We start from the raw sequence: 22,212 nt of genomic DNA, 5'->3' as shown, positions 1-22,212 counted from the left end.
GATGGTCCGCCGCCTCACCGAGGCGCACGGTCCGGTGATGTTCCACCAGTCCGGCGGGTGCTGCGACGGGTCGTCCCCGATGTGCTACCCCGACGGGGAGTTCCGCACCGGCGACTCGGACATCCACCGGGAGACCTCGACGTCGGCCTCGACCGCGATGTCCCGATGTGGATGTCGAAGTCTCAGTTCGAGTACTGGAAGCACACGCACCTCACCGTCGACGTGGTGAAGGGCCGAGGGGCGGGCTTCTCCCTCGAGGCGCCCGAGGGCGTGCGGTTCCTGATCCGGTCGCGGATCTTCACTGACGAGGAGTACGCCGCAGCCCAGCCCTGACAGGGCTCAGCGGTGCTGCACGAAGAACCCTTCGAGGAGCTCGGTCGACTCGGCGGCCAGCACCCCGGAGACCACCTCCGGTCGGTGGTTGAGCCGCCGGTCCCGCACGACGTCCCAGAGCGATCCGACGGCGCCGGCCTTGTCGTCGTACGCACCGGAACACCACCCGCTCGACGCGGGCGAGGACGGCGGCGCCGGCACACATCGTGCACGGCTCGAGGGTGACGACCGGGGTGCAGCCGGTCAGGCGCCACTCGCCCACGGAGAGGGCGGCGGCGCGCAGGGCGACGACCTCGGCATGGCCGGTGGGGTCGTGCTCGGCCTCGCGCACGTTGCGGCCGGTGCCGATCACCTCGCCCGTCGGGGGCGAGCACGACGGCGCCGATCGGCACGTCGTCGGTGGCGAGGGCGGCGTGGGCCTCGGCGAGCGCGAGTCGCATCGGCTCGTGCCAGTGATCTGTCGAGCTCATGCAGAGGTGAGCCCGACCGGGTCGTCGAAGACCTCGCCGAACCCGAGGGCGCGGGCGACGTCGGAGAGCATCTCGTCGGGGTAGAGGTCGTCGTCGTCGAGCAGCACGCCCATGTCCATGGCGTGCATGCCGAGGTCGGCGAGGAGATCGAGGTCGCCGGCGGGGGCGACGTCGTCGTCATCGAGGTCGTCGAAGGGCGGCAGGCCGAGGAACTCCAGTGCCGACTGGGCCAGCTCCCACTCCTCCGCGGCGGTGATGTCGCTGAGCAGGACGCGGGTGGTGGGGCCGTCGACGCGGACGATGACGAAGAAGTCCTCGTCGACCGCGATCAGGGCGACGGCGCCGCCGTCGCCGGGCAGCCGGCGCAGCGCGTGGCTGAGGGTGTCGACCGACTCGAAGGCGGGCGCGGCGATGTCCTGCACCTGCCACTCACCGTGGTCGCGGTAGGCGGCCAGCGCGAAGTCAACACTGTCGAGCTGGTCGTCCATGGTGAATCCGTCCACTGAGAGCACCTCCCGTCGCCTCCAGCGTCGCAGATCGGTGGCGCTGAGGAAACCCTGTTCCGCCAGCGCCCACTAGGGTTCACGTCATGCGCACGCACGTCGTCGACCACCCGCTCGTCTCCCACAAGCTGACCACGCTCCGCGACGTCGAGACGGACTCGCCGACCTTCCGCCGGCTGACCGACGAGCTGGTCACGTTGTTGGCCTACGAAGCCACCCGCGAGGTGCGGGTCGTCGAGCACACCATCGACACCCCGGTCGCGCCCGCGACCGGTGTCAAGCTGGCCACGCCCAAGCCCCCGGTGGTGCCGATCCTGCGTGCTGGCCTCGGCATGCTCGACGGGATGATGCGGCTGCTGCCGACCGCCGAGGTGGGCTTCCCGGGCATGGTGCGCAACGAGGAGACGCTCGAGGCCTCGACGTACGCCGAAAGGCTGCCCGACGACCTGTCCGGTCGTCAGTGCTACGTCCTCGACCCGATGCTCGCCACCGGCGGCACGCTCGCCGCCGCGATCCGCTTCCTCACCGACCGCGGCGCCGACGACATCATCTGCATCTGCCTGCTCGTCGCACCCGAGGGACTCGTCAACCTCGAGGCCGGCCTCGAGGGCCTCGACGTGCCGGTGACCATCGTGACGGCCGCCCGGGACGAGAAGCTCAACGAGAAGGGCTACATCGTCCCCGGCCTCGGTGACGCGGGCGACCGGTTGTACGGCGTAGCGCACTGACATCGTTGGAGTCGAGTGATATCCCCAACCGTGGATACAACCGCTTCAGCACTCGACTCGTTCAGCCGGCGGCCGAGACACGGGGCACCCCGAGGGCGATGAGGTCCTCCATCACTTCCCGGGGCTCGTGTCGGATCTCGTAAGCGCTGCACTGAACGACTACGCGGGTGGCGGACGTCAGCTTGCGGTTGCGCGCTCGGTGCTCGGAGGCTTCGAGCACATCGTCGTGGAAGCTGCCGTCGACCTCGAGGACGACGACTCGGCCATCCGACAGACACCACTCGCAATCGGTGAAGCGAGTTCGCCCGCCGCGATCCTTACGCCTCGTCTGGCTGGTGGGTGGTGCGATTCCGAACTCGCGACAGGCCTTCTTCACGTCCACCTCGGCCAGCGACTGGGCGCCGCCCTCCAGGTCATCGAGCAACAGCCGGAACTCCTTCGCCCGGCGCAACGGTGACATGGAGGAAAGCGCCGAGCGGAGCTGGCCCGGGGGTGGCCAGTCGCTGTTGGACGACGGCTGCGATGGCGCCGTGCGCGGTGCGCTGGTTGAACTCGTAGCCGCTGAACAACAGGACGGCCGGCTCGACCCGACACAATGGCAGCGCAGTCGGCGCACTGAGCGTCGACAGATCGCGACGCGTCCGGAAGAACTCCACTCCGTCCAGCGGCTCTAGGGACAGCGGGTTGTTGACGAGGACCGTGATGTTTTCCCGGTGCCAGTTCTTCATCCCGTGCACCTCGGTGGCGGACAGGCCGCCGATCAGCGAGTCGCCACCGGCGTGGAGGGCAGCGACCCAGAGTCGCTGTGCATGGGAGAGTGGACCCGTCGTCGTGGTCAGCACCTCGGTGGAGCGCTGCGCCCAGCGGCCGATCGCGAGATGGTGCCGGATCGCTGCCCGCGTGACGCCGAGGACGCGCAACTGCCGCGACGAGATCACGCACTCCTGCCCGGCAGAGACCTCTTGCCGAGTCTGAGTCTTCTTCTTCCCCATGGCGATTGAGTGTCGACGAGCGGGCGCTCTGGCGCGAACGGTTCTCCACAGGCTCGAGTCGAGTGATATCCCCAACCGTGGATACAGCCACCTCATCACTCGACTCGGAGTCAAGGTGACCAACACCACCTGAGACCCGGTCTCACGAACGCACAGCCCGTGTAGGTTTCCGCACAGTCCAGCCGCCCCCAAGGAGGCCACTGTGCGCATCGGCATTCCCCGCGAGTCCCGCCGGGGAGAAACCCTCGTGGCCGCCACCACCGTCACCGCCGCTCAGCTCGAAGCGCTCGGCTATGACGTCGTCGTCGAGTCCGGCGCCGGCGTCGCCGCCGACCAGACCGACGCGGCCTTCACCGCTGCCGGCATCCGGGTCACCGACGCCGACGAGGTCTGGACCAGCGACATCGTGATCAAGGTCAACGCCCCGACGTCGGCCGAGATCAGGCGCCTGCGCCGGGGCGCGACGGTCATCTCGTTGATGGCGCCGGGTCGCAGCCCCAAGCTGATCGAGGAGCTCCGGGCCCAGCGCGTCACGGCGCTCGCGATGGATGCGGTCCCGCGCATCTCGCGTGCCCGGGCGATGGACGTCCTCTCGAGCATGGCCAACGTCGCGGGCTACCGCGCCGTGATCGAGGCCGCCCACGAGTTCGGCCGCCAGTTCACCGGGCAGGTCACGGCCGCCGGCAAGGTCCCGCCCGCGCGGGTCTTCGTCGTCGGTGCCGGGGTCGCCGGTCTCGCCGCCATCGGAGCGGCGGGCGCCATGGGTGCGATCGTGCGCGCCTTCGACGTACGCCCCGAGGTTGCGGAGCAGGTCGAGTCGCTCGGCGGCGAGTTCGTGCTCGTCGAGATGGAGCAGGAGGTCTCCTCCGACGGCTACGCCAAGGAGATGACTGCCGAGCAGGAGGCGGCGACTGCCGCGATGTACGACGAGGAGGCCCGCAACGCCGACATCGTCATCACCACCGCGCTGATCCCCGGCCGCCCGGCGCCGCAGCTGATCACCGCCGAGACCGTCGCCAACATGCGCGCGGGCTCGGTGCTGGTCGACATGGCCGCGGCCAACGGCGGCAACGTCGCACTGACGCAGGCCGACGAGCGCGTCGTCACCGACAACCTCGTCACGATCCTCGGCTACACCGACACGGCCAGCCGCCTCGCGGCGCAGACCAGCCAGCTCTTCGGCACCAACATCGTCAACCTCTTCAAGCTCCTCACCCCCGGCAAGGACGGCGAGCTGGTCCTCGACCACGAGGACGTCGTCCAGCGCGGCATCACCGTCACGCAGGAAGGCGAGTCGCTGTGGCCGCCGCCGCCCGTGCAGGTCAGCGCCGCGCCCGCTGCTGCCGCTCCGGTCGCGCGCCCCGAGAAGGTGGTGAAGCCGCCGATGGACCCGCGCCGCAAGCTCTTCGCGGCCGCGCTTGCCGTCGTCCTGTTCGGGCTCGCTGCGGCGTACTCACCCCCGAGCTTCCCGGGGCACTTCACCGTCTTCCGCTGGCGATCTTCGTGGGCTACTACGTCATCTCCAACGTCGCCCATGCCCTGCACACGCCTTTGATGGCCGAGACCAATGCCATCTCCGGGATCATCGGTCGGCGGCATCCTGCAGGTCGGCAGCGACAACCTCGCGGTCACCGTCCCGGCGTTGATCGCGGTTCTCGTCGCGAGCATCAACATCTTCGGTGGCTTCCCCGGTGACCGCCCGCATGCTCCAGATGTTCCGGAAGGACTGACCCCCTCCCCATGACCGACTTCCTGACCTCCGAGCGACTGCCCGGCCTGATCCGAGCCGCCTACATCGTCGCCGCGATCCTCTTCATCGCGGCGCTGGCCGGCCTCTCCAAGCACGAGACGGCGCGCCGCGGCAACCAGTTCGGCATGGCCGGCATGGGCCTCGCGCTCGGCGCGACCCTCGTCCCGGCGGCCCGCAACAGTCAGTACGGCGACCAGCGCCCGCTCGCACTCACGCTGGTGCTCATCGTCATCGCGATGGCGATCGGTGCCGTCATCGGCGCCCGGCGCGCCCGCACGGTCGAGATGACCGGGATGCCGGAGCTGGTGGCGATCCTGCACAGCTTCGTCGGTATCGCCGCCGTGCTGGTGGGCTTCAACTCCTACCTCGCAGAAGAGCACCTCGAGGGCTCGCTGGCCACGATCCACGACGTCGAGGTCTTCATCGGCGTCTTCATCGGCGCCGTGACGTTCACCGGCTCGATCGTGGCCTACCTGAAGCTCAGCGCGAAGATGAAGTCGACGCCGCTCGCGCTGCCGGGCCGGCACCTGCTCAACCTCGGCATCCTGATCGCCTCGGCGCTGCTGCTGGTGTGGTTCGTGCCCGTCGAGGGCGACCTCGGCCCGGTGCCGTTGATCATCATGACCGCGCTCGCGCTGCTGCTCGGCTTCCACCCGGTGGCGGCCATCGGCGGCGGCGACATGCCGGTCGTGGTCTCGATGCTCAACTCCTACTCCGGCTGGGCCGCCGCGGCCGCCGGTTTCATGCTGAGCAACGACCTGCTGATCATCGTCGGCTCCCTCGTGGGTTCCTCCGGTGCGATCCTCAGCTACATCATGTGCAAGGCGATGAACCGCTCGTTCGTCAGCGTCATCGCCGGCGGCTTCGGCTCCGACGGTGCGGTCAGCGGCGAGGCGCGCGACTACGGCGACCACCGCGAGGTGCAGGCCGACGAGGTCGCCGAGCTGCTCGCGGACGCCCGGTCCGTTGTCATCACGCCGGGCTACGGCATGGCGGTCGCGCAGGCGCAGTACCCCGTCGCCGAGCTCACCAAGAAGCTGCGCGACAAGGGCGTCGAGGTCCGCTTCGGCATCCACCCGGTCGCCGGCCGACTGCCCGGCCACATGAACGTGCTGCTCGCCGAGGCCAAGGTCCCCTACGACATCGTGCTCGAGATGGACGAGATCAACGAGGACTTCGCCAAGACCGATGTCGTGCTCGTGATCGGCGCCAACGACACCGTCAACCCGGCCGCCCTCGAGGAGCCGGGCTCCCCTGATCGCCGGCATGCCGGTCCTTGAGGTCTGGCACGCCAAGGACGTCATCGTCTTCAAGCGGTCCATGGCGACCGGCTATGCCGGCGTCCAGAACCCGCTGTTCTTCAAGGAGAACTCGCGCATGCTCTTCGGTGATGCCAAGGACCGCGTCGAGGACATCGTGCGCGCGTTGAGCTGACGGCGCTCGAGCCTGTAGGAGTCCCCGCTCAAGCGGGGACTCCTACACATCTTGGCCGTTGCACAACGCCCAAGAAGCGCAAGACTTCCCCACCCAGTTCGCGTTATGTCAGGGCGTACGCCGCAGGGCCAGCCCGGCGGCGTACGGCGCCCTCAGTCCGTCGGCAGCGCGTCGCCGGACTCGACGTCGAAGGCATGGATCCGACCGGGCGCGATCCGGAACCACACCGTGGCGCCCTTGGCAGGCACCGAACGCGGGGCGATCCGCGCGACGATGTGGTCGGCACGAAGGTCGTCGCCGATCAGGTTGCCGTAGAGGAACGCATCCGAGCCGAGCTCCTCGATGACCAGTGCCTCGACCGGGAACGAGCCGGGGTCGCCCTCGGACGCGAGCTCGAGCGCCTCGGGCCGGAAGCCGACCTGCACCTGCGTACCCTTCATCGCACCGACGGTCGAGCGGGGGAGCGGGACCTTCGCGCCACCGATCAGCGCGTGGCCGTCGGCGACGGTGAAGGTGCCGAGGTTCATGGCCGGTGAGCCGATGAAGCCGGCGACGAAGCCGTTCTTCGGGTTGTCGTAGAGCCCGAGCGGGGTGTCGACCTGCTGCAGCAACCCGTCCTTGAGCACGGCGACGCGGTCACCCATCGTCATCGCCTCGACCCGGTCGTGGGTGACGTAGACGGTGGTCGTGTCCAGGGCGTCGCTGGAGCGAAGCGATCTGGGTGCGCGTCGAGACGCGGAGCTTGGCGTCGAGGTTGGACAGCGGCTCGTCCATCAGGAACACCTGCGGCTGGCGCACGATCGCACGGCCCATCGCGACGCGCTGTCGCTGGCCGCCGGAGAGCGCCTTGGGCTTGCGCTCGAGGTAGGGCTCGAGGTCGAGGATCTTGGCCGCCTCGAGCACGCGCCTGGATGTCGGCCTTCGGCGAGCCCGCGATCTTGAGCGCGAAGCCCATGTTCTCGCCGACGCTCATGTGCGGGTAGAGCGCGTAGTTCTGGAACACCATCGCGATGTCGCGGTCCTTCGGACGCAGGTGGGTGACGTCCTTGTCGCCGATCAGGATGCGGCCCTCGTTGACGTCCTCGAGGCCCGCGAGCATGCGCAGCGCCGTGGACTTGCCCTGAGCCCGAGGGCCCTACCAGCACGAGGAACTCGCCCGGGTGGACCTCGAGGTCCAGCGCGCTGACGGCCGGCTCGGTGCTGCCGGGGTAGATCCGGGTGGCCTTGTCGAACGTGACGTTGGTGGTCATCGGGAGTTCCTTATCCCTTCGTGCCGCCGGCGGTGAGGCCGGCAACCGTGTGCTTTTGGGCGAAGAAGAAGACGACGGCTGCCGGCAGCATGATCAGCACGGCGCCGGCGGTGAGCAGGTCCCACTGGGGGTTGAAGCGCGGCACGAACTGCTGGAGTCCCGAACCGAGCGTCTGGTGGCTGTCCGACTGCATGAACGCGATCGCGTAGGCGACCTCACCCCGTGCAGTCAGGAACGTGTAGAACGCCGTGACGGCCAGCCCGGGGCGGGCGAGCGGCAGGATCACGCGGTAGAAGGTGCCGAAGGGTCCGAGCCCGTCCAGCGCTGCCGCCTCGTCGAGCTCGCGCGGGATGGTGTCGAAGTAGCCGCGGAGCATCCGGGCGCAGAACGGGACCGCCACGGTGCAGTAGGCGATGATCAGCGACGCCTTCGTGTCGATGAGCCCGAGCTTCGCCATGATGGTGTAGATCGGAACGATCAGGATCGCCACCGGGAACATCTGGGTGATCAGGAAGACCCACATGAGGCCGCGTTTGCCCGCGAAGTTGAAGCGACTCAGGGCGTAGCCGCAGGTCGCTGACATCGCGATGCCGATCACCATCGTGAAGGCCGCCACGATCACCGAGTTGAGGAACCACGTCGGGAAGCTCGTCTCGGTCAGGACGTTGCGGTAGTTGTCGAGCGTCGGGTGGTCGATCAGCTTGATCTCGGACCGCTGGATGTAGGCCTTCTCCTTCAGCGACGACAGGAGCACCCACACCACGGGGAAGAGCGCGATGAACACCGCGACCAGCAGGGAGGAGTGCAGCGCGAGCGAGGCCAGTGGTGAGCGGTCCTCACGCCCGCGTCGCATCGGCTTGGGGTCGGTGATGGTCGACATCAGAACACCTCTCCCCGGGCCTTGAGTACCCGGCGGTACACCGCGGCGTACACCATGAGCATCGACAGGATGAGCACGCCGTACGTCGCGGCGAGCGAGTAGTTGCGGATGCTCTCGAAGGCGGCGCGGTAGGCGCCGGTCACGAGGATCTCGGTCTCACCTGCGGGCTGGCCGCCGGTGACGAAGTAGATGATCGGGAACATGTTGAACGTCCAGATCGTGCCGAGCAGGATCACCGTCGAGGAGACCGGTCGCAGGCCGGGCAGGGTGACGTTGACGAACCGCTGCCGGGGCGTCGCGCCGTCCATCTCGGCTGCTTCGTAGAGCTCGGCGGGGATGGACTGCAGGCCCCCGAGGATCGCCACCATCATGAAGGGGACGCCGAGCCAGATGTTGGTGCAGATGGCGGCGAACATCGCCGTCCAGCGGTGCTCGAACCGAGCGACCGGCTCGAATCCGATCGCCTGCAGCGCGGCATTGAACAGGCCGCGGTCGGGATTGAAGATGAACTTCCACGCGAAGGCGCTCACGAACGCGGGCACGGCCCACGGGACGATCAGCAGCACGCGATAGAGGCTTCGCCCCCTGAACTTGCGGTTGAGCATCACCGCGAGGCCCAACCCGATCGTGTAGTGGAAGAACACGCACGCCAGCGTCCACACGATGGTGTTGACGAACATCAGCCAGAACTCGCCGCGATCGCCGCTGAGGATGTCGATGTAGTTGTCGAGGCCGACGAACTGCGCCTTGTCCGGGTTGTCCTTGCAGTCCTCGCCACCGCCGAGCGTCTTGGTGCAGACGATCGCGTCCTTGTTCTGCTCGTTGAGGTCGGTCAGCGATTGGTAGACGCCCCTGGACCAGCGGGAACATCACAAGTACGGCGAGGACGAGCACCGTGGGCAGGACCATCGCCCACGCGTACCAGTTCTTGTCGAACAGTCGCCGCAGGCGACCCTCACGCCCGGGGGCGGCGTTCCGGGGTCTGTCGGTGCGGGCGCCCGGGCCACTGCTTCGCTCATGTGGGAGCGCTCCTCCACGTGGTGTGTTGCGGTTCCGGCGGGGAACCGCGAGGGCCGAGACCAGTCCCGACCCTCGCGGGCTTCAGGCGTCACTGCTCGGAGTAGTCCGGCACGACGTCGCTCTTGAACTCGGCCGCGGCCTCGTCGAGCGTCTTCTTGACGTCGGCCTTGCCCACCGGGATCTTGGTGGTCATCTTGTCGAGCGGCGTGAAGAACAGGCCACCCTCCGGGATCCACGGCCGGGCGTGCGCCACGTCCGGGGCCGGCTTCCGTGCCAGCACCCGCTCGTTGTCCGCGACGAGGTCGTAGGCAGCCTCGTTGGCGGGGAGCACGCCGAGCTCTTCGGCTGCGAAGGCCTGCGACTCTGCGGACGACATGAACTTGACGAACGCGATCGCCGCGTCGGCCTTGGCCTCGTCCATCCCGCTGTAGATCACGTAGTTGTGGCCACCGACGGGCGCACCGGCGCCCGCGGACCCGGCGGGAACTGCGGCGATGCCCGGGTTCTCGAAGCCACCGAAGTTCGGGTCGTCCTGAGACGGCGGCCGTCTCCCACGGGCCGTTGATGATCATGCCGACCTTGCCCTCCTTGAAGGAGGTCATCATCGTGTCGTAGGTGACCGTCTGGTCGGCCGTGACGGCGGCACCCGACGCGATCAGGTCCTGTGCGGTCTGCATGCCAGCGACGTTGGCGTCGGAGTTGACCGGGATCTCCCGGGCCTCGACGTCGACCGGGTCGCCGCCCTCGCCGTAGATGAACGGCAGCGTGAAGTAGCCGCCGTTGTTGATGTAGAGGCCGTCGACCTTGGCCTTGCTCTTGAGCAGCTTGGCCGCCTCGACGACCTCGTCCCACGTGGCCGGCGGTGAGTCGATGCCGGCCTTGTCGAAGAGGGATTTGTTGTACATCAGGCCGAGGGTGTCGGTGACCTGCGGAACGCCGTAGGTCTTGCCTGTCGAACACGTTGCTCGAGAGCGGGGTCTCAAGGAACGTGTTGTCCTCGAGCAACTCGGTCCCGTCGAGGGCGTAGAGGTAGCCGAGCGAGGCGAACTCGGGCACCCGGGCGACCTCGGCACGCAGGATGTCGGGGGCGCCCGCGCCGGTGTCGGCGGCGGTCTTGAACTTGCCCCGGGCGTCACCGAACGGGACCGACTGGTAGTTGATCTTGATGTCGGGGGTATTCCTCGTTGAACTTCGCGATGAGGGCCTTGTAGGTCGGCGCCTCGTTGGTGGCGTCGGAGGTGTCCCACCGGGTCAGCTCGGCCTGCATGGAGGTCGAGTCGGGGTTGGTGTCGGTGTCCGTGTCGCTGTCGCCCGAGTCGTTGCCGCACGCGGCGAGGACGAGTGCGAGAGCGCGGCGATGCCGGCGATGCCGGGCATGGTGCGGCGCATGTGTGCTCCTTGAGCTTGGGTCACGGCGGGGTCGCTGTGACGAGGGTCACCGGAGATTAGCAAGAGGTTGCAAGGAATGGAAGACCTTGCAGGATCGCTGCCGATGCGCTTTCATACGGCCATGGCCACCCTCGCCCAGATCGCCGCGTCGGCCGGCGTCAGTGAGGCCACGGTCAGCCGGGTCCTCAACGACAAGCCCGGCGTCAGCGACACCGCCCGCTCCGCCGTCCTCACCGCCCTCGACGTGCTCGGCTACGAGCGCCCGCACAAGCTGCGAAGGCGTTCGGCAGGCCCGGTCGGTCTGGTCGTCCCCGAGCTGGAGAACCCGATCTTCCCGGCGTTCGCGCAGGTCATCGAGGACGCGCTGGCCGGGCGCCGCTTCACCCCGGTGCTCTGCACGCAGTCCCCGGGCGGCATCTCCGAGGACGAGTACGTCGAGTCGCTGCTCGACCACGGCGTCGCCGGGATCATCTTCGTGTCCGGCCGCCATGCCGACTCCACGGGGGACCACACCCGCTACCAGTCGCTGATCGACCGCGGGATGCCGATCGTGTTCATCAACGGGTACGCCGCCGGGCTGGCCGCGCCCTTCCTGTCCACCGACGACGCGGAGGCCATGACGCTGGCCGTCGGCTACCTCGCGCAGCTCGGCCACACGAAGATCGGGCTCGCCACCGGCCCGGGGCGCTACATGCCCTCGGCCCGCAAGCGGACCGGATTCGTGAAGGCCCTTCGGTCCACGCTGACGCTCGACGAGGCGGACGCCGCGTCCTGGATCGAGGACGGGCTCTTCACGGTCGAGGGCGGTGCCACGGCGGCCGACTCGCTCTTCGACCGGGGGGCGACGGCCGTCGTGTGCGCGTCCGACCTGATGGCGCTCGGCGCGATCCGAGCGGCTCGCGAGCGCGGCCTCGACGTGCCGGGCGACGTGTCGGTGATCGGCTTCGACGACTCCAACCTGATGGGGTTCCTCGACCCGCCGCTGACCACGGTGCGACAGCCCGTGCAGGGCATGGGCGCCGCCGCCGTACAAGCGCTCGCCGACGCGATCGACGGACAGCCGATCCCGTTCAAGGAGTATCTCTTCAAGCCCGAGCTGGTGCTGCGGTCGTCGAGCGGCCCGGCCCCCTCGCCGGCGTAGCCTCAGCCGATCCCCATCCCGACCGGGGAGCCGATCAGGTAGGTCACGCCCATCGCGAGGAGCCCGCCGATCACGTTGCGCAGGATCGCGCGGAGCCGGGGGCTGAGGCTCAGTCGGGCACTCACGAATCCGGTGAGGGCCGGGGCCAGTACCACTGCCAGCACGGTGATCACGATCCGCGCGTCGGCCGGCACGAGCACGACGCACAGCAGGGGCAGCAGGGCGCCGAGGGTGAACGCGATCATCGAGGCCCACGCGGCGTGCCGGGGGTTGGTCAGCTCGTCGGGGTCGATGCCGAACTCGATGTCGGCGTGCGCCGCCAACGCGTCGTGCGCGGTCAGCTGGGCCGCGACCTGCTCGGCGAGCGCGGCGTCGAGCCCCTTCTCCTCGTACATCTTCGCCAGCTCGCGCTGCTCCGTCTCCGGCATCGCCTCGAGCTCCTCGGCCTCGAGCCGCAGGATGGACTTCTCGGAGTCGCGCTGGGTGCTGACCGAGACGTACTCACCCGTCCCCATGCTCATCGCGCCTGCGACCAGACCGGCGACGCCCGCGATCAGGATGGTCGTCCGGTCGCTGGTCGCGCCGGCGACGCCCATCACGATGCCGGCGGTGGAGACGATGCCGTCGTTGGCGCCCGGGACCGCGGCGCGCAACGCGTTGAGCCGGTTGCCGTTGCCAGCATCGGTCTGCTCGTGCCAGTGCTGCGGGTCCGAGTCCGTGCCGATCTCCGGGCTGCTCATGCTCCTAGCCTTCCCCGCGCCCATCACTCCCGCAACGAAGGTGAGGCTGGGCTAGGGGGAAGGTCGCGCGCACCTCGTGGCGCGGTCGCTTGCTCGGCCCTTCGCCGAGGTGCGACTCGACGAGTGCCAGCTCGGACACCGACCACGTCGGCCCGGAGTAGGCGTCGAGCAGCCGCACCCACTTCGTCACGTTGGCCGGTCGCCCCAGCCGGGCGAGTGTCAGGTGGGGGTGGAAGCGTTGACCGTCGACCGCGGCACCGCTGGTCGACAGCGCGTTGCGCGCACCCCGCGACAGACCCTCGAACGACCCGGACACTCCCGCGAAGAGCACACGCGCAGCATCCGGGTGCGGGAACGCGCCGCCACCGCCGATCCTCGTGTCGTACGGCGCCTGCCGCTCGCCCACGGACTCCAGCCGCTCGCACAGCTCGTCGAAGCGCGGTCCGGAACGTGTGCGGCGAACGCGAGCGTCACGTGCCACTGGTCGGGCAGCGTCCACCTGAACTCGCCGGCGCTTCGCCGTACGGAGAGGAAGTCGTCGAGGTCCTCGACGGCCTCCTCAGGCGGGACGACCGCCACGAACATCCGGCTCACTTGAACCCGAGGTCACGCCCGATCAGCATCTTCATGATCTCGTTGGACCCGGCCCAGATCTTCGAGACGCGGGCGTCGCGCCGGGCGCGAGCCACCCGGTATTCGTTCATGTAGCCGTAGCCGCCGTGCAGCTGGACGCAGTGGTCGAGGACCTCGTTCTGGACCTGCGAGGTCCACCACTTCGCCTTCGCTGCATCGACCGCGGTGAGCTCGCTGCGGGTGTGCTTGAGGACGCACTGGTCGACGTAGGCCTCGGTCACCTCGATCTGGGTGACGAGCTCGGCCATCAGGAAGGAGTTGTGCTGGAAGTTGCCGATCGGCTGGCCGAAGGCCCGGCGCTCCTTGGCGTAGGTGATCGTCTCCTCGAGGATCTGCTTGGCGTGCGCGAGGTTGGTGATCGCCGAGCCGAGGCGCTCCTGCGGCAGGAACTGCATCATCGAGATGAAGCCGGTGTCGAGCGGGCCGATGAGGTCGGCGTTGCTGACGCGCACGTCCTCGAAGGACAGCTCGGCGGTGTCGGACTCGTCCCGGCCGACCTTGTCGAGCACGCGGCCGACGGAGAAGCCGGCCAGCGAGGTGTCGACGCCGAAGAGCGAGATGCCCTTGGCCTTCTTCTCCGGGCTGGTGCGCGCGGCCACGACGACGAGGTCGGCGCTGCCACCGTTGGTGATGAAGGTCTTGGAGCCGTTGATGATCCAGTCGTCGCCGTCACGGACGGCGGTGGTCTTCAGGTTGGCGAGATCGGAACCGCCGCCGGGCTCGGTCATGCCGATCGCGGTCAGCAGCTCGCCGGAGCAGAACTTCGGCAGCCAGCGCGCCTTCTGCTCGTCGTTGGTCAGGTGCACGAGGTAGGGCGCGACGATGTCGGCGTGGATGCCCACGCACGAGGGCAGGGTCATGTTGACCTTGGCGAGCTCCTCGGTGAGCACCGCGTTGAAGCGGTAGTCGCCGGCCTCGGAGCCGCCGAACTCCTCGGGGATCTCGAGGCCCGGGAAGCCCTGCTTGCCTGCTGCCAGCCAGAACTCGCGCGAGAGCCCGTGGCCCGCGGCGTAGTCGTCCGGGTGGGGGATGACCTCGCGGTCCGGGAATTCCTTGACGGAGGCGCGGAACGCCTCGTGGTCCTCGTCGTAGATCTCTCGGCTCATGCCTCCAATGTTACTCGCGAGTTCGGTGCATGGCACCGGGATAGCGTGCGGGTGTGACCAGTCGTACGTCGAGATGCGCCGTGGCCCCGGCTGCGGCCGCGCTGCTGAGCGGTTGCGCGGCGACAAGTGACCGCGGGTTGAGCAGCGAGCGCAGCGAGCGTGTCGAAACCAAGGCATCCGTCGCACAGTCCTCGAGTTTCTGACACGGCCTCGTGCCTCGGCCTGCTCAACCAGCGGATGCGACGGCACCCTCCTCGAGCCCGCGACCGGCCTCGGCTCGCGCCCACCCTCCCGGCTCGGCACCCGCGAGCCCTCCCGGGACCTCGAGCGGGTACGGCGAAGTGCGCCCGACTCCGCCGGCGCTGCGCCACCGTCGGTGGACCCTGCCCGACACCGTGGCGATGCTCCCGGGCCGCGGGTTCGCCTCGAAGGTCCTGTCGCCGGCGCCGCGTCGGGTGATCGCGCGCTCGAGCTGGCAGGACGGGTGCCCGGTCGCCGCGACCGACCCGGGCCCGGATCCGGCTCACGTTCTGGGGCTTCGACGCGCGTCGCCATACCGGAGAGCTGCTGGTCCACCGCTCCGCAGCCGACGACATCGTCAGCGTCTTCCGCACGATGTATCGCACGCGGTTCCCGCAGGAACAGGTCGTGATCGTGCGGTCCTACGACCCGGACGCGCCGCCGACGGGTGACGGCAACGGGACCGGCTCCTTCGTCTGTCGACCCAGCACGGGCGCGTCCTACTTCTCCCAGCACGCCTATGGCCCGGCGATCGACGTCAACACCTTCCAGAACCCCTACCTCAAGGGCGACGTCGTGCTGCCCGAGCTCGCCAGCTCCTACCTGCGCCGAGATGAGGTGCGCGGGCATGATCGTCGACGCCGGCCCGGTGATCGCGGCGTTCGCACGCATCGGCTGGGAATGGGGTGGCGACTGGAACCAGTCCAAGGACTACCAGCACTTCAGCCAGAACGGCCTGTAAAACTTCGCGCCAAAACCCCAGTGCACCGGCGGAATGCGTGGGATCGTGACCCCCGAAGGGGGGACGGATGACCAGCCACGAACCTGCTGCCTCGGTCACGGCCGTCGTTCGACCTCGCCGGCACGGATGGGGCGACGCGACGGCGCGCCGTGCCATGTCCGGAATCGCCGAGGCCCTCCGTCACCTCGTCGGCTACGAGGTGTGCGCGATCGAGGTCCTGCGCAGCGACGCGATGCTCGAGTTCGTGGCACTCGCGACGGAAGACGCAACCACGCGCAGCGAGATGGACGGCGTCAGCTCACCCCTGTCCGCGATGTATCCCGCGCTCGACCGGGGCCTCGAGGTCGGCGTCCTCCGGTTCGTGCGGGCCGAGGACATGACCCCGGAGGCCTTCGACCGGCTCCGCCCCTACAGCGTCGTGCCGGACACCGACCCCAGCGACGACGCGACGCGGTGGCGGGCCGAGGACATGCTCGTCGCCCACGTCCGCGACGCGCAGGGCCGACTGCGCGCCCTCGTCTACTTCGACCTGCCGTACGGCGGTCGACGCCCCGACCCCGTTCAGCTCGCCGACCTCGAGACGCTGATCCGCCCGGGCCTGCACAGCATCCTGGTCCAGATCGAGCGCGAGGAGTTCGCGCAGCGGATCCGGCTGGCGCACGGCACCGCGCGATCATCCGGGCGTCTGCCCCGCAGGGCGACCTGCGCGAGCTGTTCCGCACCGTCCGCACCCGGTGCTGCGAGCCCTTCCGGGCGAAGGCGCTGTGGATCAACACGGTCGAGGAGTTCGACACCCTCGAGGTCGAGTCCCTCTACCTGCCGGGACCCGAGGTCAGGCCGGACGTGCGCGCGGCCCTGACGTCGTCGCTGCTGCGGGCGTGGGGCCGACAGGCCCGTGCTGATCGTCGAGCACGACCGCGTCTGGGGCGACGAGGACCTTGACCAGCACTTCCGCGGCGAGCTGACGCCGCACGTCTCCGCGCGCGGCCTGCGCGAGATCGTGATGGTGCCGATCGGCGCCGGCCCCGACCTGCTGGGTCTGCTCACGGTCGATCGTGACGCCGATGGGCCGCGGTGGACCGACGACGAGAGCTCGGCCGCCCTCGACGTCGCCCACGACCCGGGCCGGGCCATCCTCAATGCGCGTGCCGTCGAGCGTGAGCGTGCCGCGACGGCCGAGCTGCGCAAGCTGGACAACTACCGCCGCACGCTGATCGACACCGTCGCGCGTGAGCTGCAGAACCCACTCGCCCTCGTGTCGGGCCACCTCGAGCTGCTCGAGGCGATGGACCTGCCGGACGACGCGATGAAGTCCATCGTCCCGATGATCCGCAACACGGCCGGGCTCACCACCCTCGCCCATGACCTCTCGCTCCTCTCGCGCCTCGCCGACTCGTCAGGTCCGGTGAGCACGGCGACGTTGGACCCGGCCGAGCTGACGACCGAGGCCGTTGCGCTCGTCGGCCCGCAGGCCGAGCACCGCGACGTCACGATCGACCTCTCGGTCGCGGGTCGGTGTGACGTGCTGGGGCACCCCCTCGAGCTGACGCGCTGCATCGGCGGCCTCCTCGACAACGCCGTGAAGTTCTCCCGTCGCGGTGGACGGGTCGAGGTCGCCGTACACGGCGAAGGCGGCAGTGTGACGGTGACCGTGCGTGACTTCGGGATCGGGATCTCGAAGAGCGACCGGGACCTGCTCTTCGGGGAGTTCTTCCGCTCGGCCGACCCGGCGGCGCTGGACCGCTCGGGCTACGGGCTGGGCCTGAGCATCGTGCGGCAGGTGGTCATGCGGCACGGCGGCACGATCGAGGTCGAGTCGGCGCGCGGCGAAGGGGCCCTGTTCCGGCTGGTGTTCCCCCGGGCGGACCGGGCCGCGCTGATCACGACCTACGGTGAGGACCTCGTCCACCCGGGCCGGGACCGAGTCGGTGGCGGGACCGCGACGCGACTCGTGGAACTCGCTGGAGCCGTCACTCGCCGCGAGGTTGAGCTCGAGGGTGCGCTTGCCGTTGCCCAGCGCGTAGTGCACGAAGGCCGCCGCTGGGTAGACGAGCCCGGACGTGCCGATCGAGACGAAGAGGTCGCACGCCCACAGGGCCTCGTCGATGGCGTCCATGTCGTAGGGGATCTCGCCGAACCACACGACGTCCGGGCGCAGCGCGCTGGCCTCGCAGGAGGGGCACGGTGGTCGCTCGATCAGTGTCGATCTCCACTCGTGGCGCTCGCCGCACGCCGTGCACCACGCTGCACGCAGGCGGCCGTGCATGTGGTGGACGCGGGTGGACCCGCCGCGTTCGTGCAGGTCGTCGATGTTCTGGGTGACGAGGAAGAGGTCCTTGCCCAGCTCAGCCTCGAGCCGGGCCAGCGCCACATGGGCGGCGTTGGGCTGAACCCGCCCGAGCAGCAGTCGGCGCTCGTCGTAGAACCGCTGCACGAGGTCGGGGTCGTGCGCGAAGGCCTCGGGCGTCGCCACCGTCATCGGGTCGTGGCCCTCCCACAACCCGTCCGCGTCGCGGAAGGTGGCGAGACCGCTCTCGGCCGAGATGCCGGCTCCGGTGAGGACGACGATGCGCATCAGATGTCCCCCTCGGTGGCAACGACGAGCATCCACATGATCTCGTCGGCGTGGATCACGGGCACATCCTCCCGGACAGGGCGTCGTCGCCGTACACGTGTAGGACTTCTGGCCCCTACCCGCGACGATCAGGGGCCACGACCACTACACGTGTACGGCAGTGGCTGGTGTGTTCGGCACGGATCAGTAGTACCGGGGAAAGCGCGGCACGCGGCTGGTCGTCCTGCCACATTTTTGCCACACCCGAACGCGTCATCGGCTCGCCTCCCGGTCGCCCTGACCATCGCTGAGCACGTTGACTACGAGCTCACCCGACGACTCATCGACCTCGTAGGCGACGAGCGTCCGCTTCTTGAAGGTGATCGTCCGCATGCCCAGTCGGACGTCGTCGCGACGTCGACCGGCGAGCGGGAAGGCGAGGATGCCGTCGATGTGGTGAGGATCGCAGCCACGAACCGCCGAGCGGTCTCCGCCGTCGCCTTCTCGGCGACCCACTCGTCGAGGTGATGAAGATGCTGCCGTGCCTCAGGGGTGAAGTTGATCCTGCCCGTCATGAACGGGCGGCCCACTTTGCTTCGAACTCGGCACGAACGTCCGCGGCAGGAATCGCGCGCGTCGGGTCAGAATTCAGCGCGTCGTACGCCGCAGCCGCCTCCGTGGTCAGCCACTCATCGGCTGCCCGGTCAAATGCCCCGTCCGGCTCGACCGATTCGAGTAGCCGCAGCGCTACGTCCTTGCGCACGTCAGGAGGCAGGGACATCCCCGCCTCGTAGAACTCCGATGCGCTGATCGTCATGCCACGAGTCTACGTCCGACAACGACAGGCGGCAGCCCCTCGAGTATTGGCCTTGCGACAATCAGCGCATCAGGTCCGAGGCGACCCCGCTCCTTCAGGGATGACCTGCGGAAACAGGTGGAATCAGTAATACCGGGGGGTACGGCGACCAGTCGGGCCTGCGCTTCTCGAGGAACTGGTCGCGGCCTTCCTGCGCCTCGTCGGTCATGTAGGCCAGCCGTGTCGCCTCGCCGGCGAACAGCTGCTGGCCGACCGGGCCGTCGTCCGAGAGGTTGAAGGAGTACTTCAGCATCCGCTGCGCGGTCGGCGACTTGCCGTTGATCTTCGCGCCCCACTCCAGCGCGGTTGCCTCGAGGTCGGCGTGGTCCACGACGCGGTTGACCGCGCCCATGGCGTGCATCTCCTCGGCGCCGTACTCCTCGGCGAGGAAAAGATCTCGCGGGCGAACTTCTGCCCGACCTGTCGCGCCGGGTATGCCGATCCGTACCCTCCGTCAGAAAGAACCCACGTCGGCATCGGTCTGCTTGAAGCGGGCGTGCTCACGGCTCGCGAGCGTGAGGTCGCTGACGACGTGCAGGCTGTGGCCGCCGCCGGCCGCCCAGCCGGGCACCACACAGATGACGACCTTGGGCATGAAGCGGATCAGGCGCTGGCACTCGAGGATGTGCAGGCGGGCCAGCTTGGCGCGGTCGATCGGGTTGGGCGGCGCGGCCTCGTCGGTGTGACCGGCGGTCTCGTACTGGTAGCCCGCCTTGCCGCGGATGCGCTGGTCGCCGCCGGTGCAGAAGGCCCACTTGCCGTTCTTCGCGCTGGGCCCGTTGCCGGTGAGCAGGACGCAGCCGACGTCGGCGGACTGGCGGGCGTGGTCGAGCACCCGCAGCAGCTCGTCGACGGTGTGGGGCCGGAAGGCGTTGAGCACGTCTGGCCGGTCGAAGGCGATCCGGACGGTGCCGTGGGCCTTGGCCCGGTGGTAGGTCAGGTCGGTCAGGTCCTCGAAGCCGGGCACGTCGTCCCACGCTGTCGGGTCGAAAGTCTCGGACACGCCCTCGATCGCACTCATGCGCGCGAGCGTAGTCGGGATGGAATCGACCAGCCCGAGGTGGTGTTGTGCCCGGCATGGCACTCACCGGAACCTATGTACCGAGCGCGGCCCAGTGGGTCCGCGACAACGTCGAGGAGTACGAGAGCAGCAACGGCGAGAAGGGCGGCACCCTGCGGGGAAGCCGGTATCCGATCGTCGTGGTCACCTCTGTCGGCCGGAAGTCCGGGAACCTCCGCAAGAATCCGGTCATGCGGGTCGAGCGGGACGGCGCGTACACGGCGGTCGCGTCGAAGGGCGGCTCCGACGACAACCCCGAGTGGGTCCGCAACTTCCTCGAGCACCCCGAGGTCGAGCTGCAGGACAAGGCGGAGAAGCACACCTACTCCGTGCGCCTCCTCGAGGGCGAGGAGCGCGTCGACTGGTGGGACCACGCCGTCGCGACCCGGCCGACCTACTCGAGCTACCGGGGAGAAGACGGACCGCGAGATCCCGCTGTTCCTGCTCGAGCGCACCTGACCTTCAGCTCAGGCAGCGCGGTTGATCGAGCGCGCCAGCCCGAGCAGGTGTCCGAGCCGCGCGAGCTCGGAGTCGAGGAACTCCGGTCCGCCCCGGCGACCCAGCACGATCAGGTCCTTGCCGAGCGGGGCGCCGCAGAGCACCGTCACCTCGTCGTCCGGCAGCCGTGACGGTTGGTCGAGCGCGACCCAGTCGAGCTCTGTGGGCCCGGCGTCGGTCCGGCGTCCGATGATGCCGTCGGAGCCGACCCGCACCGCCCAGTCGACGCGGAAGGTGATCGGCAGCAGGTCGATGACCCGGTCGAGCGCCTCGCCCGGGTGGGCGGTCAGCTCCTCGACCACCTCGAGGTCCGGGGAACAGGTTGCCGCCTGCGGCGTAGCGGCTGATCCAGAGCACCTCGACTCCGTCCAGTGCGTTGCAGGCCGAGACGATCGAGTCGGGCATCGCACCCGGCGCCATTTCGAGGAGGACGTCGTCGACTGCGGTGCCGGATCCGGACTTCTCGACGATCTCGATCGCCTCGATGTCACCGCCCGCCTGACCGATGGCGCTTGCCACGCGCCCCAGTGAACCGGGGACGTCGGGCAGGGAGAGGCGCAGGAGGAAGGGCACCCCCACAGGCTAGTCCGGTGGTGTTGCGCCGGTGTTTCCGTCCGCCGGGCGTGCCCGGAGGCCGCTGGCTCGCTGGGCCCGGCGACCGATGGCGGCGCGGAGGGCGGACTCGGGACCGATGACCCGGACCTTCGTGCGCGCCCGCGTGACCGCTGTGTAGAACAGCTCACGCGTCAGCAGCCGCGACTCCTCGTCGGGCAGCAGCACCGTCACCACGTCGGCCCGGCTGCCCCGGCTCTTGTGGATCGTCATCGCGTGCAGCGTCTCGACGTCGCCGAGCCGCGACGGCGCGAGCTCGAGGTCACCGCTGGTCGTCGAGACCGCGACTCGTCGACCGGCCGGGGGTGTCGACGACCACGCCGGTGTCGCCGTTGAAGAGGCCCAGAGTGTAGTCGTTGGCCGTCACCAGCAACGGCCGGCCGAGATAGGCCGACTCGTGGAGCGGGTCGCCGGTCTCCTGCGTGAGCCACTGCTCGATGCGCCGGTTCCAGTGCCGCACGCCGAAGGGTCCGTCGCGGTGCGCACACAGCAGTCGGTGCCGGTCGAGTGCGGCCAGTGCCTTGGCCCCGTCGCCTCCGGCGGCTGCGTCGCGTGCACGGCGAGGGCCGCGGGCAGCGCAGTCGCCCGGATCGCCGACGCGGGGTCGAGATCTGTGATCCACTCGACGTGCTCGTGCCCCGCCCGGAGTGCGGCGATCGCCGCGTCGGCGTCGCCGAGCCGGGAGCGCCTCGGCGAGGGCGCGGATCTCCTCTCCGTAGCGATGCGCCTGTTGCAGTGCCGCCACCGGACTGTCCGGACGTCCGTCGAAACCGCGGACCGGGTCGGTGAGCACGGCGCCCGCGTCGACGGACGACAGCTGGTCGGGGTCGCCGACGAACACCAGTCGTGCGTCGGGGCGAACGGCCTCGAGCAACCGCGCCATCATCGTCAGCGAGACCATCGAGGTCTCGTCGACGACGATGAGGTCGTGGGGGAGCCGGTTGCCGCGGTGGTGACGGAAGCGTGTGCTGTTGCCCGGGTGGGTCTTGAGCAGGCGGTGCAGGGTCATCGCGCTGACCCCCGCCAACCGCGCCCGGTCGGCGTCGCTGAACGAACGCGGTTGTCGCGCACCGCATGCTCGAGACGGGCTGCGGCCTTGCCGGTGGGAGCGGCCATCGCGATCCGCAGCTGTTCGCCACGAATCTCGGCCTGTTCGTGCAGGGCCACGAGCAGGCCGGCGACGGCGGTGGTCTTGCCGGTGCCGGGCCCCCGGTGATCACGGTCGTCCACTGGCTGGCCGCATGGGCGCAGGCAGTGCGCTGCTCGGCGTAGCCCTCGTCC

Annotated in this window: 24 protein-coding genes and 11 pseudogenes; 12 read left to right on the top strand and 23 right to left on the bottom strand. The window is 69.2% G+C overall.

The window, feature by feature from the left end; translation table 11 throughout:
- The first annotated feature begins 1 nt into the window (after position 1).
- On the top strand, positions 2 to 229 hold the full coding sequence (locus LP418_RS10385; RefSeq protein ID WP_336276054.1) for a DUF779 domain-containing protein: 228 nt from the start codon (positions 2 to 4) through the stop codon (positions 227 to 229).
- Positions 166 to 333 (top strand): DUF779 domain-containing protein, encoded by a 168-nt coding sequence (locus tag LP418_RS10380; protein ID WP_336275963.1) that lies wholly within the window; start codon positions 166 to 168, stop codon positions 331 to 333. Before LP418_RS10385 ends, LP418_RS10380 begins: the two co-directional genes overlap by 64 nt.
- A 6-nt stretch (positions 334 to 339) precedes the next feature.
- Here the strand turns inward: LP418_RS10380 and LP418_RS10375 are convergent.
- Together LP418_RS10375 and LP418_RS10370 are read right to left on the bottom strand one after the other, a co-directional pair.
- Positions 340 to 773: pseudogene (locus tag LP418_RS10375) on the bottom strand (nucleoside deaminase).
- 26 nt (positions 774 to 799) lie between these two features.
- Positions 800 to 1,306 carry a tRNA adenosine deaminase-associated protein gene (locus LP418_RS10370; RefSeq protein WP_336275962.1) on the bottom strand — a complete coding sequence of 169 codons (507 nt, stop codon included), beginning with the start codon at positions 1,304 to 1,306 and terminating at the stop codon, positions 800 to 802.
- 86 nt (positions 1,307 to 1,392) lie between these two features.
- On the opposite strand from LP418_RS10370, the gene upp reads away from it, so the two are divergent.
- The gene (gene upp, locus LP418_RS10365; RefSeq protein ID WP_257956212.1) at positions 1,393 to 2,034 is read left to right on the top strand and encodes a uracil phosphoribosyltransferase; all 642 of its coding nucleotides are present in this window, start codon (positions 1,393 to 1,395) and stop codon (positions 2,032 to 2,034) included.
- 61 nt (positions 2,035 to 2,095) lie between these two features.
- Here upp and LP418_RS10360 read toward each other — a convergent pair whose 3' ends face one another.
- Both LP418_RS10360 and LP418_RS10355 read right to left on the bottom strand, forming a co-directional pair.
- Complete coding sequence (locus tag LP418_RS10360; protein WP_257956211.1) at positions 2,096 to 2,458, bottom strand: hypothetical protein; 363 nt, start codon at positions 2,456 to 2,458, stop codon at positions 2,096 to 2,098.
- Positions 2,448 to 3,026, bottom strand: coding sequence for a hypothetical protein (locus LP418_RS10355; RefSeq protein WP_257956210.1), 579 nt, complete (start codon positions 3,024 to 3,026; stop codon positions 2,448 to 2,450). Before LP418_RS10355 ends, LP418_RS10360 begins: the two co-directional genes overlap by 11 nt.
- A 202-nt stretch (positions 3,027 to 3,228) precedes the next feature.
- On the opposite strand from LP418_RS10355, the pseudogene LP418_RS10350 reads away from it, so the two are divergent.
- Positions 3,229 to 4,756, top strand: a pseudogene (locus LP418_RS10350) (Re/Si-specific NAD(P)(+) transhydrogenase subunit alpha).
- A 10-nt stretch (positions 4,757 to 4,766) separates the two neighbouring features.
- A pseudogene (pntB, locus tag LP418_RS10345) lies at positions 4,767 to 6,210 on the top strand (Re/Si-specific NAD(P)(+) transhydrogenase subunit beta).
- Between the two features lie 152 nt (positions 6,211 to 6,362).
- Here pntB and LP418_RS10340 read toward each other — a convergent pair.
- From LP418_RS10340 to LP418_RS10315, 7 genes and pseudogenes are all read right to left on the bottom strand, one after another.
- Positions 6,363 to 7,460 (bottom strand): annotated as a pseudogene (locus LP418_RS10340) (ABC transporter ATP-binding protein).
- 10 nt (positions 7,461 to 7,470) lie between these two features.
- The gene (locus tag LP418_RS10335; RefSeq protein WP_257956209.1) at positions 7,471 to 8,340 is read right to left on the bottom strand and encodes a sugar ABC transporter permease; all 870 of its coding nucleotides are present in this window, start codon (positions 8,338 to 8,340) and stop codon (positions 7,471 to 7,473) included.
- Entirely contained in the window at positions 8,340 to 9,020 is a 681-nt protein-coding gene (locus tag LP418_RS10330; protein ID WP_257956208.1) for a carbohydrate ABC transporter permease, read from the bottom strand. Before LP418_RS10330 ends, LP418_RS10335 begins: the two co-directional genes overlap by 1 nt.
- 428 nt (positions 9,021 to 9,448) lie before the next feature.
- Positions 9,449 to 9,796 carry a hypothetical protein gene (locus LP418_RS10325; protein WP_257956207.1) on the bottom strand — a complete coding sequence of 116 codons (348 nt, stop codon included), beginning with the start codon at positions 9,794 to 9,796 and terminating at the stop codon, positions 9,449 to 9,451.
- 160 nt (positions 9,797 to 9,956) lie between these two features.
- Positions 9,957 to 10,433, bottom strand: a pseudogene (locus LP418_RS10320) (extracellular solute-binding protein); the annotation flags it as partial.
- Positions 10,429 to 10,521, bottom strand: a pseudogene (locus tag LP418_RS33050) (hypothetical protein); the annotation flags it as partial. The pseudogenes LP418_RS10320 and LP418_RS33050, both read right to left, overlap by 5 nt.
- Positions 10,493 to 10,627: a hypothetical protein gene (locus LP418_RS10315; RefSeq protein WP_257956205.1), complete on the bottom strand. Its 135-nt coding sequence runs from the start codon at positions 10,625 to 10,627 to the stop codon at positions 10,493 to 10,495. The pseudogene LP418_RS33050 and the gene LP418_RS10315, both read right to left, overlap by 29 nt.
- Before the next feature lie 225 nt (positions 10,628 to 10,852).
- Here LP418_RS10315 and LP418_RS10310 point away from each other — a divergent pair, with 225 nt between their 5' ends.
- A complete protein-coding gene (locus tag LP418_RS10310) occupies positions 10,853 to 11,890 on the top strand; it encodes a LacI family DNA-binding transcriptional regulator (protein ID WP_257956204.1) in 1,038 nt (345 codons plus the stop codon).
- A 2-nt stretch (positions 11,891 to 11,892) separates the two neighbouring features.
- On the opposite strand, the gene LP418_RS10305 is transcribed toward LP418_RS10310, so the two are convergent.
- The 3 genes from LP418_RS10305 to LP418_RS10295 form a co-directional block, all read right to left on the bottom strand.
- Positions 11,893 to 12,630 carry a VIT1/CCC1 transporter family protein gene (locus LP418_RS10305; protein WP_257956203.1) on the bottom strand — a complete coding sequence of 246 codons (738 nt, stop codon included), beginning with the start codon at positions 12,628 to 12,630 and terminating at the stop codon, positions 11,893 to 11,895.
- Between the two features lie 4 nt (positions 12,631 to 12,634).
- Positions 12,635 to 13,111 carry a 2'-5' RNA ligase family protein gene (locus LP418_RS10300; RefSeq protein WP_257956202.1) on the bottom strand — a complete coding sequence of 159 codons (477 nt, stop codon included), beginning with the start codon at positions 13,109 to 13,111 and terminating at the stop codon, positions 12,635 to 12,637.
- A gap of 109 nt (positions 13,112 to 13,220) precedes the next feature.
- Positions 13,221 to 14,369, bottom strand: a complete 1,149-nt coding sequence (locus tag LP418_RS10295) for an acyl-CoA dehydrogenase family protein (RefSeq protein WP_257956201.1) — start codon at positions 14,367 to 14,369, stop codon at positions 13,221 to 13,223.
- Positions 14,370 to 14,710: 341 nt separating this feature from the next.
- On the opposite strand from LP418_RS10295, the gene LP418_RS10290 reads away from it, so the two are divergent.
- The 4 genes and pseudogenes from LP418_RS10290 (at position 14,711) to LP418_RS10280 (ending at position 16,210) form a co-directional block, all read left to right on the top strand.
- Positions 14,711 to 15,061, top strand: coding sequence for a hypothetical protein (locus LP418_RS10290; RefSeq protein WP_257956200.1), 351 nt, complete (start codon positions 14,711 to 14,713; stop codon positions 15,059 to 15,061).
- A pseudogene (locus tag LP418_RS33045) lies at positions 14,985 to 15,167 on the top strand (M15 family metallopeptidase); the annotation flags it as partial. The gene LP418_RS10290 and the pseudogene LP418_RS33045, both read left to right, overlap by 77 nt.
- Positions 15,130 to 15,351, top strand: coding sequence for a M15 family metallopeptidase (locus LP418_RS33040; protein WP_442940253.1), 222 nt, complete (start codon positions 15,130 to 15,132; stop codon positions 15,349 to 15,351). The pseudogene LP418_RS33045 and the gene LP418_RS33040, both read left to right, overlap by 38 nt.
- A 67-nt stretch (positions 15,352 to 15,418) precedes the next feature.
- Entirely contained in the window at positions 15,419 to 16,210 is a 792-nt protein-coding gene (locus LP418_RS10280) for a hypothetical protein (RefSeq protein WP_257956199.1), read from the top strand.
- Here LP418_RS10280 and LP418_RS10275 read toward each other — a convergent pair.
- Entirely contained in the window at positions 16,184 to 16,714 is a 531-nt protein-coding gene (locus tag LP418_RS10275) for a hypothetical protein (RefSeq protein ID WP_257956198.1), read from the bottom strand. The genes LP418_RS10280 and LP418_RS10275 overlap by 27 nt on opposite strands.
- Between LP418_RS10275 and LP418_RS33035 the strand changes: the two are divergent.
- Positions 16,637 to 17,152, top strand: a pseudogene (locus LP418_RS33035) (sensor histidine kinase); the annotation flags it as partial. The gene LP418_RS10275 and the pseudogene LP418_RS33035 overlap by 78 nt on opposite strands.
- Before the next feature lie 252 nt (positions 17,153 to 17,404).
- Here the strand turns inward: LP418_RS33035 and LP418_RS33030 are convergent.
- From LP418_RS33030 to LP418_RS10255, 4 genes and pseudogenes are all read right to left on the bottom strand, one after another.
- Positions 17,405 to 17,926, bottom strand: a pseudogene (locus LP418_RS33030) (NAD-dependent deacylase); the annotation flags it as partial.
- Positions 17,927 to 18,178: 252 nt separating this feature from the next.
- On the bottom strand, positions 18,179 to 18,421 hold the full coding sequence (locus LP418_RS10265; RefSeq protein WP_257956196.1) for a hypothetical protein: 243 nt from the start codon (positions 18,419 to 18,421) through the stop codon (positions 18,179 to 18,181).
- A gap of 55 nt (positions 18,422 to 18,476) precedes the next feature.
- On the bottom strand, positions 18,477 to 18,722 hold the full coding sequence (locus LP418_RS10260; protein ID WP_257956195.1) for an addiction module protein: 246 nt from the start codon (positions 18,720 to 18,722) through the stop codon (positions 18,477 to 18,479).
- A 94-nt stretch (positions 18,723 to 18,816) separates the two neighbouring features.
- Positions 18,817 to 19,782: pseudogene (locus LP418_RS10255) on the bottom strand (1,4-dihydroxy-2-naphthoyl-CoA synthase).
- Between the two features lie 56 nt (positions 19,783 to 19,838).
- Here LP418_RS10255 and LP418_RS10250 point away from each other — a divergent pair.
- Positions 19,839 to 20,450 carry a nitroreductase family deazaflavin-dependent oxidoreductase gene (locus tag LP418_RS10250; RefSeq protein WP_257956194.1) on the top strand — a complete coding sequence of 204 codons (612 nt, stop codon included), beginning with the start codon at positions 19,839 to 19,841 and terminating at the stop codon, positions 20,448 to 20,450.
- A 198-nt stretch (positions 20,451 to 20,648) separates the two neighbouring features.
- Here LP418_RS10250 and LP418_RS33025 read toward each other — a convergent pair.
- The 4 genes and pseudogenes from LP418_RS33025 to LP418_RS33020 form a co-directional block, all read right to left on the bottom strand.
- Positions 20,649 to 20,892 (bottom strand): annotated as a pseudogene (locus LP418_RS33025) (ACT domain-containing protein); the annotation flags it as partial.
- A gap of 9 nt (positions 20,893 to 20,901) precedes the next feature.
- Positions 20,902 to 21,144, bottom strand: coding sequence for an ATP-binding domain-containing protein (locus LP418_RS10240; protein WP_257956192.1), 243 nt, complete (start codon positions 21,142 to 21,144; stop codon positions 20,902 to 20,904).
- Between the two features lie 49 nt (positions 21,145 to 21,193).
- Positions 21,194 to 21,940, bottom strand: coding sequence for an AAA family ATPase (locus tag LP418_RS10235; protein WP_257956191.1), 747 nt, complete (start codon positions 21,938 to 21,940; stop codon positions 21,194 to 21,196).
- Positions 21,937 to 22,098 carry a hypothetical protein gene (locus LP418_RS33020; RefSeq protein ID WP_442940252.1) on the bottom strand — a complete coding sequence of 54 codons (162 nt, stop codon included), beginning with the start codon at positions 22,096 to 22,098 and terminating at the stop codon, positions 21,937 to 21,939. Before LP418_RS33020 ends, LP418_RS10235 begins: the two co-directional genes overlap by 4 nt.
- Positions 22,099 to 22,212: the final 114 nt, after the last annotated feature.

It is taken from the genome of Nocardioides sp. B-3 (assembly GCF_024703895.1).
In the GTDB taxonomy this organism is placed as follows: domain Bacteria; phylum Actinomycetota; class Actinomycetes; order Propionibacteriales; family Nocardioidaceae; genus Nocardioides.
The sequence above is the reverse complement of the archived record's forward strand: the minus strand, read 5'-3'. Positions and strand labels throughout refer to the sequence as shown.

Coding starts and splice junctions, on each gene's coding strand:
- LP418_RS10380 (WP_336275963.1), top strand. CDS start 166: ATGTGGATGTCGAAGTCTCAGTTCGAGTACTGGAAGCACACGCACCTC.
- LP418_RS10275 (WP_257956198.1), bottom strand. CDS start 16,714: ATGGGCGAGGGTGGTGAGCCCGGCCGTGTTGCGGATCATCGGGACGAT.
- LP418_RS10305 (WP_257956203.1), bottom strand. CDS start 12,630: ATGAGCAGCCCGGAGATCGGCACGGACTCGGACCCGCAGCACTGGCAC.
- LP418_RS10315 (WP_257956205.1), bottom strand. CDS start 10,627: ATGCAGGCCGAGCTGACCCGGTGGGACACCTCCGACGCCACCAACGAG.
- LP418_RS10330 (WP_257956208.1), bottom strand. CDS start 9,020: ATGTTCGTCAACACCATCGTGTGGACGCTGGCGTGCGTGTTCTTCCAC.
- LP418_RS10295 (WP_257956201.1), bottom strand. CDS start 14,369: ATGAGCCGAGAGATCTACGACGAGGACCACGAGGCGTTCCGCGCCTCC.
- LP418_RS10310 (WP_257956204.1), top strand. CDS start 10,853: ATGCGCTTTCATACGGCCATGGCCACCCTCGCCCAGATCGCCGCGTCG.
- LP418_RS10240 (WP_257956192.1), bottom strand. CDS start 21,144: ATGACGATCCACAAGAGCCGGGGCAGCCGGGCCGACGTGGTGACGGTG.
- LP418_RS10355 (WP_257956210.1), bottom strand. CDS start 3,026: ATGGGGAAGAAGAAGACTCAGACTCGGCAAGAGGTCTCTGCCGGGCAG.
- LP418_RS10385 (WP_336276054.1), top strand. CDS start 2: ATGGTCCGCCGCCTCACCGAGGCGCACGGTCCGGTGATGTTCCACCAG.
- LP418_RS10280 (WP_257956199.1), top strand. CDS start 15,419: ATGACCAGCCACGAACCTGCTGCCTCGGTCACGGCCGTCGTTCGACCT.
- LP418_RS10335 (WP_257956209.1), bottom strand. CDS start 8,340: ATGTCGACCATCACCGACCCCAAGCCGATGCGACGCGGGCGTGAGGAC.
- LP418_RS33040 (WP_442940253.1), top strand. CDS start 15,130: ATGGCCCGGCGATCGACGTCAACACCTTCCAGAACCCCTACCTCAAGG.
- LP418_RS10260 (WP_257956195.1), bottom strand. CDS start 18,722: ATGACGATCAGCGCATCGGAGTTCTACGAGGCGGGGATGTCCCTGCCT.
- LP418_RS10250 (WP_257956194.1), top strand. CDS start 19,839: ATGGCACTCACCGGAACCTATGTACCGAGCGCGGCCCAGTGGGTCCGC.
- LP418_RS10235 (WP_257956191.1), bottom strand. CDS start 21,940: ATGACCCTGCACCGCCTGCTCAAGACCCACCCGGGCAACAGCACACGC.
- upp (WP_257956212.1), top strand. CDS start 1,393: ATGCGCACGCACGTCGTCGACCACCCGCTCGTCTCCCACAAGCTGACC.